We start from the raw sequence: 13,167 nt of genomic DNA, 5'->3' as shown, positions 1-13,167 counted from the left end.
TATGTGTGTTAATCCCAGTTTCCGTTGGGGTAGATTCTGCCTTTGCCAATCTCCTCAATAGACTGAACGTAGTTTTCAACGGGGGTCTCGAAGTCTTTGCAGAGAGTCAGATCCTTGCCGGAGCGGGTCACCAGCGTTCTGGGCTTAACGGGGATGCTGGGGCGTCCGGCAACATCCGAAAACCAGATTTTGACCTTTCCGCCGGGTGACAGGCCAAACACCATTCTGTCATACCAGACTAAATCACCATTACTCCAGATATGGTCGGCAGGCGTTTTCATTCTTTGCCAGGTTTCCGGCCCGAACATAGCGCTGGTCTGGTAGGTTTTCTGATCGGCATAGGAATCCCAGCAGAAGACGATGTACTGCGGCGGTTTTTTGACTTTATTGAAATGGACGCTGCCGCCAAAGGTTACATCTGTCCATTTATCAACCGAATCGGGATCGGGAGAAGTTTGATCGAGCGTGTTAAAGGTATAAAGATAACCATCCGTATCGATGACCCCGGCATGGGTAGTTTCAGCGATCAAATCCTTTGGCGTGATGAAGGAAAAGCTCCATTCGCCGTAGGGCAGTGTCCAGTCGCCGCTGGCGGCCTGCCTGGACTGCAACGGGTAGGTTTTTTGGGGGCCGCAGCCAGCGGCTGTCAGCAGCAGAACAACGGCAAACAGGTTGCGTAGTTTCATCGTTTATTTCCGTCCATAGTGTAAATCGTTCTCCTCCAGTTGGTGTCCGGCCTGTTCACAAAGCTGACCGTTTCAGAAGCGGAAGCGCCGCCCTGTAATTCGCCGGACAGATTGAGTTGCACCGCGTTCCAGTGCGCTGAGCAGTGGATATAGTTGCTTGCAATCGTGTCTACCTCTTCAGGTGTAAAACCGGACGCCGTCGTATGCTGACGAACCGCTTTCCCCATACTCCGCGCGAGTTCACAAAACGGTTTTAGTTCTTCCGGAATACGATGCTCAATCATCTTCTCCATATCCATAAACACCGCCCCCGCTTCTGTCGCCGCATCGACCATCACCCGTAACACCACCTTCGACCAGTCATATCTCACGATGCGATGGCGTAGCGTCAGGGCCGCAAAGGTACGTTTCTGCGGCTGGCTGTAGCGATCGGCAGGCGCATAATCGTCTTCCCAGACTTCGGGAGAGATGGTGTGAGAATGAGTGATGGGCATAATGGCCGGCGTGTGCGCCAGCTCCTCAAGCTGCGCCAGGGTCTGCTGGTATACGCGGGACGCTGTTCCGGGTTTGCTCTGGGGCAGCGTTTCAACCTGAGGGCGGGTAAGGTAGAGATCCTCGCGAAGCTGCGGCAGATAACCGCCGCCGATATCAGAATGGGCGCCGGGAAGTTCCAGTTCCGGCCAGGCGGGAGCGACGCTGTTGAGGGCAAAGTTATAGCGGCATTCGTGTCCGGCGGTGATGTGAAACACCTTCTGCGCGACGCCGGGATGCAGTGCGATATTGACGCTGCCCGTATCGGCGCTATGCGGGTTGAGGCCGTTCGTCACCGTGCCGACTGCGGCTACGGTGTCCATAATGCCGAGAAAGCGGGTGCTTCCTGAAGGTTTCCCCTGAAAGTTGTACTCGGCCATTCCTTTCAATATAGCGTTTACAACTTCCATGTCTCCAGTTTGTAGGCGGTTTGCAAAGTGCCGGGCCGCCGCTGCGCCCCTGCTGAAACCGAAGATATCAAACAGCAGATTATCGACGACAAACTTCCCCTTCAGTGAAGTTAAGGTGGCATCTATCGTTTTAGCCAGCTGCGCCACCGCGTCGTCCGTTTTGGCAATAATCCCCGTTTCTGCGGTGCCGAGCCCCAGCCCGATCGGGTCATCGGGTTCGCCTGCCCGAGTGCCGATTCCTTCGATATAAATCGCACCTTGAATGTATCTGCCATCTGTTGAGAATTTTTGTTCGTATAATTCATTCAGCCAATGAATATTCGTATAGTATCCAAGGTAGCTGCCCGCCCCTATGCCGCTGATCCCCATTTTCTCTGACGTATTTCTGGCAAGTATGCTTTCAGCGTTGGGGTTATCAATATCATAGTGCTGCGCCGTGAGGGTCTTTAACATGTTTTGCGTGTTCACCGCGTTGTTGCCCGTGCCGTCGAAAAATACGCCCAGTACCAGCGTCACCTTACGCGGCGGTGGCTCCGGTGAAAGCAGCGTTTTCTGCACGACCGGAAAAAGACGGTTGAAATTGTCCGGCGTCAGCAAGTAATCGAATTCGGTTTGGGCGATCAGATGACGGCAAAGAATATAATCGTAGCGCACCGATATATATTCATAGTCTGGATGACTGGCCGTAAACGTCTGATGGATGGATTGCAGCGTAGCGCCGCGAAGTTCGATAAGATAAAACCTCTCCAGCCGGCCAAATTTATTTATGCGATAGATATCAAACGTAAGTTTAAGGTATTCATTATTATTAATGGCGTTGCTAAGCAGCGGCGAGCTTTTATCCAGGCGTTTGCAAAAATCCAGACTGTGATGGCCCGTGCAGCCCCGAGAGTCGCGCGCTGTCTGCTTCAGGCTCAACACCTGAATCTCGTCCTCGTGCCCCAGCTGGTAGAGGTTGCCGATAGAGGCCACCGACCCACAGCCAGCGGAAATCTGTCCCTGAATATTGCCCTCAAGGGTTAAATAAATAATAGGGCTCATCTCTTTTCCCTGAGCATAATTTTTTTCAGAAACAAATGTAGTGGCTTGTTGAAATAATTAACCTGCTATTTATCACAATAAATGGTTATCACTGAAAAATAATGACGTGTTAAAGGAAAGCTTATTTAATTAGAGAGCAATAAAACGCGCCGATAACAGCGGGGTCTCACACCCTCACCCGGCCCTTTTTCTTTGTGACTCAACTCGCCAGATGAGGTAGTATCTGCGGCAATATTGCCTGAAACCCATCGGTTTCTGAGTTGAGGAATCACACGTAATGAGCGATATGGCAGAGCGCCTCGCGCTACATGAATTCACGGAAAACGCCTACCTGAACTACTCCATGTACGTCATCATGGACAGGGCGTTGCCGTTTATCGGGGATGGCCTGAAGCCCGTTCAGCGCCGCATCGTCTATGCGATGTCCGAACTGGGGCTGAATGCTACCGCCAAGTTCAAGAAATCCGCCCGTACCGTTGGTGACGTGCTGGGTAAATACCATCCGCACGGCGACAGCGCCTGCTATGAAGCGATGGTGCTGATGGCCCAGCCGTTCTCTTATCGCTATCCGCTGGTGGATGGCCAGGGGAACTGGGGGGCACCGGACGATCCGAAATCCTTCGCGGCGATGCGTTACACCGAATCCCGTCTGTCTAAATATGCCGAAGTGCTGCTGGGCGAGCTGGGGCAGGGTACGGTTGACTGGGTGCCAAACTTCGACGGTACGATGCAGGAGCCGAAAATGCTGCCTGCCCGCCTGCCGAACATCCTGCTGAACGGCACCACCGGTATCGCCGTGGGCATGGCGACGGACATTCCGCCGCACAACCTGCGTGAAGTGGCCAAAGCCGCCATCACCCTGATTGAGCAGCCGAAAACCTCGCTGGACGATCTGCTGGATATCGTGCAGGGGCCGGACTATCCGACCGAAGCCGAAATCATCACCTCGCGTGCTGAAATCCGCAAAATCTACCAGAACGGTCGCGGCTCCGTGCGCATGCGCGCGGTATGGACCAAAGAGGATGGCGCAGTGGTGATCACCGCGCTGCCGCACCAGGTTTCCGGGGCCAAAGTGCTGGAGCAGATCGCCACCCAAATGCGCAATAAAAAGCTGCCGATGGTGGACGACCTGCGCGACGAATCGGATCACGAAAACCCGACCCGTCTGGTGATTGTGCCGCGCTCTAACCGCGTGGACATGGAGCAGGTAATGAACCACCTGTTCGCCACTACCGATCTGGAAAAAAGCTATCGCATCAACCTGAACATGATTGGTCTGGACGGTCGTCCGGCGGTGAAAAACCTGCTGGAGATCCTCACCGAATGGCTGGCCTTCCGCCGCGATACGGTGCGCCGTCGTCTGAACCATCGTCTGGAAAAAGTGCTTAAGCGCCTGCATATCCTTGAAGGTTTGCTGGTGGCGTTCCTCAACATTGACGACGTGATCGAGATCATTCGTACCGAGGACGAACCTAAGCCCGCCCTGATGTCGCGCTTTGGCATCAGTGAAACCCAGGCCGAAGCGATCCTCGAACTGAAGCTGCGCCATCTCGCTAAGCTGGAAGAGATGAAGATCCGCGGCGAGCAGGACGAGCTGGAAAAAGAGCGCGATCAGCTTCAGGCAATTCTGGCGTCCGAGCGCAAGATGAACACCCTGCTGAAGAAAGAGTTGCAGGCCGACGCCGACGCCTTTGGCGATGACCGTCGTTCTCCGCTGCACGAGCGCGAAGAAGCGAAGGCGATGAACGAGCACGACATGCTGCCGTCCGAGCCGGTAACCATCGTGCTGTCCCAGAGCGGCTGGGTGCGTAGCGCCAAAGGCCACGATATCGACGCGCCGGGCCTGAGCTACAAGTCCGGCGACAGCTTTAAGGCGGCGGTGAAAGGCAAGAGCAACCAGCCGGTGGCGTTTATCGACTCCACGGGCCGCAGCTACGCCATTGACCCGATCACCCTGCCGTCCGCGCGCGGGCAGGGCGAGCCGCTGACCGGCAAGCTAACGTTGCCGCCGGGCGCCACGGTTGACCATATGCTGATGGAAGCCGACGACCAGAAGCTGCTGATGGCCTCCGATGCGGGCTACGGCTTTATCTGTACCTTTAACGATCTGGTGTCGCGTAACCGTGCCGGTAAAGCGCTGATCAGCCTGCCGGATAACGCACACGTGATGCCGCCGCTGATCATCGAGAACGAAAGCGACATGCTACTGGCGATCACCTCTGCCGGACGTATGCTCATGTTCCCGGTCAGCGATCTGCCGGAGCTGTCGAAAGGGAAGGGCAACAAGATCATCAGTATCCCGTCAGCGGAAGCGGCAAAAGGCGAAGATGGCCTGGCGCATCTCTTCCTGCTGCCGCCGCAGAGCACGCTGACCATTCACGTCGGCAAACGTAAGATCAAACTGCGTCCGGAAGAGTTGCAGAAGGTGGTGGGTGAGCGCGGACGTCGTGGCTCACTGATGCGCGGCCTCCAGCGAATCGACCGCGTGGAGATCGACTCGCCGGCGCGCAGCAAAGCGGACGACAGCGAAGAGTAACCTGTTTCATCCCCCTCTGTCCGGAGGGGGTATTACCGTAAAATTTCCCGTAAAAACGTTGTTAATTCGTGCGTTGCGATTAACAATACGCGCTCGTAATAAAGTCCTTACCTGGCCACAGGTGAAGTATAATTGTCAGCTGTCAGGGCTTCAGAGGTCGCTATGCTATACATTGTTCGTCTCATTCTTACCGTTATTTACTGCATTCTGGTCTGTATTTTCGGATCGATTTACTGCCTGTTCAGCCCGCGTAACCCAAAGCATGTCGCGACGTTTGGCCATATGTTTGGCCGTCTTGCGCCGCTGTTTGGCCTGAAGGTTGAGAAGCGTCTGCCTGAAGGGGCGGAGAATTTCGGTAACGCCATCTATATCGCTAACCATCAGAACAACTTCGATATGGTGACGGCCTCAAATATTGTTCTTCCGCCGACCGTAACCGTGGGTAAAAAGAGCCTGCTGTGGATCCCGTTTTTCGGCCAGCTGTACTGGCTCACCGGTAACTTGCTGATTGACCGTAACAACCGCGCCAAAGCGCATGGCACCATTGCGGAAGTGGTGGATCAGTTTAAAAAGCGCCGGATCTCAATCTGGATGTTCCCGGAAGGGACGCGCAGCCGCGGTCGCGGCCTGCTGCCGTTCAAGACCGGCGCGTTTCATGCTGCAATTGCGGCGGGTGTTCCAATTATTCCCGTGTGTGTTTCCAATACATCGAATAAGATTAATCTTAACCGTCTGAATAACGGACTGGTGATTGTCGAAATGCTGCCGCCGGTGGATACCTCTAAATACGGTAAAGACCAGGTGCGCGAGCTGGCCACGCACTGTCGTGAGCTGATGGCTCAGCATATTGCGCAGCTCGATAAAGAAGTTGCAGAGCGAGAAGCCGCCGGTAAGATTTAACCGGCGTCGTTTAAGGGAAAACGAATTCCCGCGTTGTTAGTCGTTTCAGATGGAGCTTATATGTCACTCAGTCGGCGTCAGTTTATTCAGGCTTCGGGTATCGCCCTTTGTGCGGGTGCGATGCCGAGGACAGCCAGCGCCGCCGGGCAGCAACAGCCGCTGCCCATTCCGCCGTTGATTGAATCCCGTCGCGGGCAACCGCTATTCCTCACGCTTCAGCGTAGCCACTGGTCCTTTACCCAGGGAACGCGCGCGCAGGTATGGGGCATTAACGGACGCTATCTTGGGCCGACCATTCGCGTGTGGAATGGCGATGACGTTAAGCTCATCTACAGTAACCGGACGACTGAAAATGTCGCGATGACCGTCAGTGGATTGCAGGTGCCGGGGCCGCTGATTGGCGGCGCGGCGCGCATGATGTCGCCGAATGCCGACTGGGCGCCCGTGCTCCCGATTCGTCAGAGCGCGGCGACACTGTGGTATCACGCCAATACCCCGAACCGCACCGCCCAGCAGGTCTACAACGGCCTGGCCGGGATGTGGCTGATTGAGGATGAGGTCAGTAAAACGCTGCCGATCCCAAATCACTACGGCGTGGACGATTTCCCGGTCATCATCCAGGACAAGCGCCTGGATAACTTTGGCACGCCGGAGTACAGCGAGCCGGGCAGCGGTGGCTTTGTGGGCGATACGCTGCTGGTTAACGGTGCGCAAAGCCCGTTTGTGGAAGTGTCACGTGGCTGGGTGCGCCTGCGTCTGCTAAACGCCTCCAACTCGCGCCGTTACCAGTTGCAGATGAGCGACGGCCGTGCGCTGCATGTTATTTCAGGCGATCAGGGATTATTACCCGCGCCGGTATCGGTGAAACAGCTGGCGCTGGCGCCGGGCGAACGTCGTGAAATCCTCGTTGATATGACCAACGGGGATGAAGTGTCCGTGACCTGCGGCGAAGCGGCAAGCATTGTTGACCGCATACGCGGGTTCTTTGAACCGTCGAGCGTTCTGGTCTCCACGCTGGTGCTGACGCTGCGCCCGACCGGCCTGCTGCCGCTGGTGACCGATAGCCTGCCGATGCGCCTGCTGCCGCAGGAGATTGTGACCGGGCCGGCAGTGCGCAGTCGCGATATCAGCCTGGGCGATGACCCGGGCATCAACGGCGCGCTGTGGGACGTTAACCGCATTGATATCACCGCCCAGCAGGGAACCTGGGAGCGCTGGACCGTTCGCTCGGAGATGCCGCAGTCGTTCCATATTGAAGGGGTGTCGTTCCTGATCCGCAACGTCAACGGGGCGATGCCGTTCCCGGAAGACAGAGGCTGGAAAGATACCGTCTGGGTGGATGGACAGGTAGAACTGCTGGTCTACTATGGTCAACCGTCGTGGCCGCACTTCCCGTTCCTGTTCCACAGCCAGACGCTGGAGATGATGGACAGGGGCTCGGTAGGGCAGATGCTGGTCAATCCGGCGCCGTAAAACGTGTCGGGTGGCGGCTTCGCCTTACCCGACCTACAGGCGCGCAGGCCCGGTAAGCGTAGCGCCACCGGGCAATAAATACCCCTTCATTTCCCACAATGTTCCAGCGTATAATCCCGCTCCTTTTGTCTATTTTTTCTTCGGAAGCATTATGAGCGCTATTTCCCTGATCCAGCCGGATCGCGACCTCTTCTCCTGGCCCCAGTACTGGGCGGCCTGCTTTGGACCGGCGCCGTTTCTGCCGATGTCCCGGGAAGAGATGGATCAACTGGGCTGGGACAGCTGCGATATCATTCTGGTAACGGGTGATGCGTATGTCGATCACCCGAGCTTCGGCATGGCGATCTGTGGCCGTATGCTTGAAGCCCAGGGCTTCCGCGTGGGGATCATCTCCCAGCCTGACTGGAACAGCAAAGACGACTTCATGCGTCTGGGCAAGCCAAACCTGTTCTTCGGCGTGACCGCGGGCAACATGGACTCGATGATCAACCGCTATACCGCTGATCGTAAGCTGCGCCATGACGATGCTTATACGGCAGACAACGTGGCGGGTAAACGTCCCGATCGCGCGACCCTCGTTTACACCCAGCGATGCAAAGAAGCATGGAAAGACGTGCCGGTGATCCTGGGCGGCATCGAGGCGAGCCTGCGACGTACCGCGCACTACGACTACTGGTCTGACACCGTGCGCCGCTCGGTGCTGGTGGATTCGAAAGCCGATATGCTGATCTTCGGTAACGGTGAGCGTCCGCTGGTGGAAGTGGCGCACCGTCTGGCGCAGGGCGAAGCGGTCAGCGAGATCCGCGACGTGCGCAACACCGCGATCATGGTGAAAGAGGCGCTGCCGGGCTGGAGCGGGGTGGATTCCCGCATTATCGATATGCCGGGCAAAATCGACCCTATCCCACATCCGTACGGTGACGATCTGCCGTGCGCGGATAACAAACCGGTTGAACCGAAGAAAGCCGAAGCAAAGGCCGTGGTGGTGCAGCCGCCGCGTCCGAAGCCGTGGGAGAAGACCTACGTGCTGCTGCCGTCTTACGAGAAGGTGAAAAGCGATAAGGTGCTCTACGCCCACGCGTCGCGTATTCTGCACCACGAAACCAACCCGGGCTGCGCCCGTGCGCTGATGCAAAAGCACGGTGAGCGCTACATCTGGGTTAACCCGCCGGCGATCCCGCTTTCTACCGAAGAGATGGACAGCGTCTTTGCCCTGCCGTACAAGCGCGTGCCGCATCCGTCATACGGCAACAGCCGTATTCCGGCGTACGAGATGATCCGCTTCTCGGTCAATATCATGCGCGGCTGCTTTGGCGGGTGCTCCTTCTGTTCGATCACCGAACACGAAGGCCGTATTATCCAGAGCCGCTCCGAAGAGTCGATTGTTAACGAGATCGAAGCGATTCGCGACTCGGTGCCGGGCTTTACCGGCGTGATCTCCGATCTGGGTGGCCCGACGGCGAACATGTATATGCTGCGCTGTAAATCGCCGCGCGCCGAACAGACCTGCCGCCGTCTCTCCTGTGTCTATCCGAGCATTTGCGAGCATATGGACACCAACCACGAGCCGACGATCAACCTCTACCGCCGCGCGCGCGATCTCAAAGGCATCAAGAAGATCCTGATCGCCTCTGGCGTGCGTTACGACATCGCTGTGGAAGATCCGCGCTACATTAAAGAGCTGGCGACGCACCACGTGGGCGGGTATCTGAAGATCGCCCCGGAGCACACCGAAGAAGGCCCGCTGTCCAAAATGATGAAGCCGGGCATGGGCAGCTACGACCGCTTTAAACAGCTCTTCGACACCTACTCAAAACAGGCGGGGAAAGAGCAGTATCTGATCCCTTACTTCATCTCCGCGCACCCTGGCACGCGTGATGAAGACATGGTGAACCTGGCGCTGTGGCTGAAGCAGCGTCGGTTCCGTCTGGATCAGGTGCAGAACTTCTATCCGTCGCCGCTCGCTAACTCGACGACCATGTATTACACCGGCAAGAACCCGCTGAGTAAGATTGGCTATAAGAGTGAAGACGTGGTGGTGCCGAAAGGGGATAAACAGCGCCGTCTGCACAAAGCGCTGCTGCGCTATCACGACCCGAAAAACTGGCCGCTGATCCGTCAGGCGCTGGAAGAGATGGGCAAAAAGCACCTCATTGGCTCGCGTCGTGATTGTCTGGTGCCTGCGCCAACGCTGGAAGAGATGCGCGAAGCGCGCCGCCAGAACCGCAATACGCGCCCGGCGTTGACGAAGCACACGCCGATTGTGCATCAGCGTTCGAATGGTAATTCCAGCGCGAAGAAGCCTGTGAAGCGCAAAGCGTAAAAAGAAAAACCCCGGCAAGCCGGGGTTTTTTATTAACCGCCAAACTGGTCCGGGTCTGGCCCAAGGCGCTTACCCTGATCCAGCTTCGCAATCTCACCCAGTTCGTCTTTATCCAGGCGGAAATCCCAGACGTCGAAGTTCTCGGCGATACGCGACGGCGTGACCGATTTCGGGATCACTACCAGACCGCTGTCCAGATGCCAGCGGATGACAATCTGCGCCGGCGTTTTGCCGTACTTATCCGCCAGCTCGCGGATAATTTTCTGATCAAACACCCCTTCGCCACCCTGAGCCAGCGGGCTCCAGGATTCGGTCTGGATCTTGTGCGTGGCGTTCCACGAATGAAGCTGGCGCTGCTGCATCAGCGGGTGCAGCTCAATCTGGTTAATCACCGGCGCGACGCCCGTTTCATCAATCAGGCGTTGCAGGTGATGAACCTGGAAATTACAGACGCCGATGCTTTTAATCAGCCCCTCTTTTTGCAGGTCAATCATCCCTTTCCAGGCATCAACGTAATGATCGATAGCCGGAACCGGCCAGTGCATCAGATAGAGATCGACAAAATCGAGCTGGAGTTTCTCCAGGCTCTCCTGCAACGCTTCACGGGGACGCTTTTGATCGTCGTTCCACAGCTTGGTGGTGATGAATAACTCATCGCGGGGAACGCCAGCGCTGGCAAGCGCGGTCCCCACGCCGTCCTCGTTTTTATAGGCGGCGGCAGTATCGATGGACCGATAGCCGACTTCCAGGGCTTTATGAATGGCGGAGACGACCTCGTCGTTACCGGCTTTCCATACACCTAGCCCCAGTTGGGGCATCACGTTGCCGTCCTGTAGCTTGATTACGGTTTGGTTTGCCATTTTTCCTCCTTCAGGTGCTCATCGCCGGAGGGGACCTCCGACGATGTGATGTGCATTAAGTCTGGACGAAATGTCAAAAAACGAAAGTCAGGATCCTAAAAACGCTTAGCGTGCCGCTTCGTAAATGCGACGGCTGACGTCCAGGGTGATGTCGCCATGCTCGCCGATGTGCGTCATGCCGTGTGCTTCCAGTTTCGCCAGCAGGGCAGGGATGGAGCTGCCGTCCAGGCCGTAGTCAGAGAGACGCGTTGGCACACCCAGGCTTTCAAAGAACTGACGGGTGGCTGTAATCGCGGCATCAATACGCGCATCGTCGGAACCCTCGGTGATGTTCCACACGCGTTCGGCGTACTGGAGCAGCTTGGCGCGTTTAACGTCACGTTTTTCGTTCCACAGCGCAGGCAGAACCACCGCCAGCGTCTGGGCGTGATCCAGACCGTGCATCGCCGTCAGCTCGTGGCCGAGCATATGGGTAGCCCAGTCCTGCGGCACGCCTGCGCCGATCAGGCCGTTCAGCGCCTGGGTGGCGGCCCACATGACGTTGGCACGCACGTCGTAGTTTTCAGGCTCTTTCAGCGCTTTCGGACCTTCCTCAATCAGCGTCAGCAGAATGCCTTCCGCAAAGCGATCCTGAATTTTGGCATTAACAGGATAAGTCACGTACTGCTCAACGGTGTGAACAAAGGCGTCGACCACGCCGTTCGCCACCTGACGCGCTGGCAGGGTATAGGTGTAAACCGGATCGAGGATCGCGAACACGGGCTGAACGTGTTCGTTCATAAAGGCCTGCTTGTCACCGGTGGTTTTACGGGAGATGACCGCGCCTTTGTTGGACTCAGAGCCGGTGGCCGGCAGCGTCAGCACGGAACCCATCGGGATGGCACTGCTAATGTCGCTGCCGCCCGTTTCCAGAATATGCCACGGGTCGATGCCGTCAGCGTAATGCGCTGCCGCCGCGATGAATTTGGTGCCGTCCAGCACGGAGCCGCCGCCCACCGCCAGCAGGAAGGTGATCTGCTCCTCGCGGGCGATTTTCACCGCGTTCATCAGCGTTTCATAAGACGGGTTAGGCTCGATCCCGCCGAACTCGCGCACGTCCAGTCCTTCCAGCGCGCTGTAAACCTGATCCAGTACGCCGGTTTTTTTCACGCTGCCGCCGCCGTAGGTAATCAGGACGCGGGCGTCCGTCGGGATTTGTGCACGCAGGTCAGCGATAGTGTCTTTACCAAACAGAATGCGGGTTGGGGTGTGAAGGTTAAAGTTGTTCATGGCTTGTTCCCTGTAGTGGGTAAAAAATCGTGGTGGCGCAGAAGGCAACCTGATGCTGCACATTGTGGCGGGCAGGCGCTATCCTCTCAATGCACATTCCTGCCGATGTCTTGCCCATTTCTACAGCGCGCTGGAGAAACGGTAAGAAAATGCGCACACTGTTAACGTCGGAAATCGTACCCGGAGTAACTGAAAATGAACCGTGATGCCATCTGCCATCAGCTAACGTCGCAGATTAAGAGACTGACAGATAATGGAAATAATGTGTCCGGGCTATTGCCGGATATTCGGCTGCTCTACGGAACCCAGCCCGGGACACGCACCCCGGTGATGTATCAGCCCGGCATCGTTTTTCTCTTTTCTGGCCATAAGATTGGCTATATCAACGAGCGCGTTTTCCGTTACGATCCCAATGAATATCTGCTTCTGACAGTACCTTTACCCTTCGAATGTGAAACCTTCGCGACAGAGGATGTGCCCCTGGCCGGGATCCGCGTCAACGTCGATATCCTCCAGTTGCAGGAGCTGCTGATGGAGATTGGGGAGGACGAACTGTTCCGGCCGTCGATGGCGGCAAGCGGTATCAACTCCGCGACCTTAACGGATGAAATTCTTTGCGCGATCGAACGCCTGTTAGATGTGATGGAAAGGCCGCTGGACGCCCGTATTCTCGGAAAGCAGATTATCCGCGAAATTCTTTATCACGTGCTGCTGGGGCCGGGCGGCGGGGCGCTGCTGGCGCTGGTAAGCCGGCAAACGCACTTCAGCCTGATTAGCCGCGTGCTGAAGCGCATTGAGAGCCAGTACACCGAAAACCTCAGCGTTGACCAGCTGGCGGCGGAAGCCAATATGAGCGTCTCGGCGTTTCACCATAACTTTAAATCCGTCACCAGCACGTCGCCGTTGCAGTACCTCAAAACCTACCGTCTGCACAAGGCGCGGATGCTGATGATCCACGATGGCATGAAAGCCAGCGCGGCGGCGATGCGGGTTGGATATGAAAGCGCGTCGCAGTTTAGTCGGGAGTTTAAGCGTTACTTCGGCGTTACGCCGGGGGAAGATGCGTCGCGCATCCGAACCATGCAGGGAGCCTGAGGGGAAACGTAGGCCGGGTAAGCGGTAGCGCCACCCGGCTTTT

Annotated in this window: 9 protein-coding genes; 5 read left to right on the top strand and 4 right to left on the bottom strand. The window is 56.7% G+C overall.

Annotated features, from left to right (window positions below; genetic code table 11):
• Positions 1-8 precede the first annotated feature (8 nt).
• Together N5C09_RS15975 and tssD are read right to left on the bottom strand one after the other, a co-directional pair.
• A complete protein-coding gene (locus N5C09_RS15975) occupies positions 9-686 on the bottom strand; it encodes a DUF2931 family protein (protein WP_279749411.1) in 678 nt (225 codons plus the stop codon).
• Positions 683-2,668 carry a type VI secretion system tube protein TssD gene (gene tssD, locus N5C09_RS15970; protein ID WP_279749410.1) on the bottom strand — a complete coding sequence of 662 codons (1,986 nt, stop codon included), beginning with the start codon at positions 2,666-2,668 and terminating at the stop codon, positions 683-685. Before tssD ends, N5C09_RS15975 begins: the two co-directional genes overlap by 4 nt.
• Before the next feature lie 277 nt (positions 2,669-2,945).
• On the opposite strand from tssD, the gene parC reads away from it, so the two are divergent.
• From parC to N5C09_RS15950, 4 genes are all read left to right on the top strand, one after another.
• A complete protein-coding gene (parC, locus tag N5C09_RS15965; RefSeq protein WP_063451179.1) occupies positions 2,946-5,204 on the top strand; it encodes a DNA topoisomerase IV subunit A in 2,259 nt (752 codons plus the stop codon).
• Positions 5,205-5,366: 162 nt separating this feature from the next.
• Positions 5,367-6,104, top strand: a complete 738-nt coding sequence (plsC, locus tag N5C09_RS15960) for a 1-acylglycerol-3-phosphate O-acyltransferase (RefSeq protein ID WP_063451180.1) — start codon at positions 5,367-5,369, stop codon at positions 6,102-6,104.
• A gap of 60 nt (positions 6,105-6,164) precedes the next feature.
• A complete protein-coding gene (ftsP, locus tag N5C09_RS15955) occupies positions 6,165-7,577 on the top strand; it encodes a cell division protein FtsP (RefSeq protein WP_063867761.1) in 1,413 nt (470 codons plus the stop codon).
• A 151-nt stretch (positions 7,578-7,728) separates the two neighbouring features.
• Positions 7,729-9,900, top strand: a complete 2,172-nt coding sequence (locus N5C09_RS15950; protein WP_063867763.1) for a YgiQ family radical SAM protein — start codon at positions 7,729-7,731, stop codon at positions 9,898-9,900.
• Positions 9,901-9,932: 32 nt separating this feature from the next.
• On the opposite strand, the gene dkgA is transcribed toward N5C09_RS15950, so the two are convergent.
• A complete protein-coding gene (gene dkgA, locus N5C09_RS15945; protein WP_063451183.1) occupies positions 9,933-10,760 on the bottom strand; it encodes a 2,5-didehydrogluconate reductase DkgA in 828 nt (275 codons plus the stop codon).
• A gap of 105 nt (positions 10,761-10,865) precedes the next feature.
• Positions 10,866-12,029: an alcohol dehydrogenase gene (gene yqhD / locus N5C09_RS15940; RefSeq protein WP_279749409.1), complete on the bottom strand. Its 1,164-nt coding sequence runs from the start codon at positions 12,027-12,029 to the stop codon at positions 10,866-10,868.
• A gap of 195 nt (positions 12,030-12,224) precedes the next feature.
• Here yqhD and N5C09_RS15935 point away from each other — a divergent pair, with 195 nt between their 5' ends.
• The gene (locus N5C09_RS15935) at positions 12,225-13,124 is read left to right on the top strand and encodes an AraC family transcriptional regulator (protein WP_112793100.1); all 900 of its coding nucleotides are present in this window, start codon (positions 12,225-12,227) and stop codon (positions 13,122-13,124) included.
• Positions 13,125-13,167 lie beyond the last annotated feature (43 nt).

The organism is Enterobacter sp. GD03975, assembly GCF_029838645.1.
Taxonomy (GTDB): Bacteria; Pseudomonadota; Gammaproteobacteria; order Enterobacterales; family Enterobacteriaceae; genus Enterobacter; species Enterobacter quasihormaechei.
Note: the sequence above shows the minus strand (reverse complement) of the source record. Positions and strands in the feature narration are given on the sequence as shown.

Coding starts and splice junctions, on each gene's coding strand:
- N5C09_RS15975 (WP_279749411.1), bottom strand. CDS start 686: ATGAAACTACGCAACCTGTTTGCCGTTGTTCTGCTGCTGACAGCCGCT.
- tssD (WP_279749410.1), bottom strand. CDS start 2,668: ATGAGCCCTATTATTTATTTAACCCTTGAGGGCAATATTCAGGGACAG.
- parC (WP_063451179.1), top strand. CDS start 2,946: ATGAGCGATATGGCAGAGCGCCTCGCGCTACATGAATTCACGGAAAAC.
- plsC (WP_063451180.1), top strand. CDS start 5,367: ATGCTATACATTGTTCGTCTCATTCTTACCGTTATTTACTGCATTCTG.
- ftsP (WP_063867761.1), top strand. CDS start 6,165: ATGTCACTCAGTCGGCGTCAGTTTATTCAGGCTTCGGGTATCGCCCTT.
- N5C09_RS15950 (WP_063867763.1), top strand. CDS start 7,729: ATGAGCGCTATTTCCCTGATCCAGCCGGATCGCGACCTCTTCTCCTGG.
- dkgA (WP_063451183.1), bottom strand. CDS start 10,760: ATGGCAAACCAAACCGTAATCAAGCTACAGGACGGCAACGTGATGCCC.
- yqhD (WP_279749409.1), bottom strand. CDS start 12,029: ATGAACAACTTTAACCTTCACACCCCAACCCGCATTCTGTTTGGTAAA.
- N5C09_RS15935 (WP_112793100.1), top strand. CDS start 12,225: ATGAACCGTGATGCCATCTGCCATCAGCTAACGTCGCAGATTAAGAGA.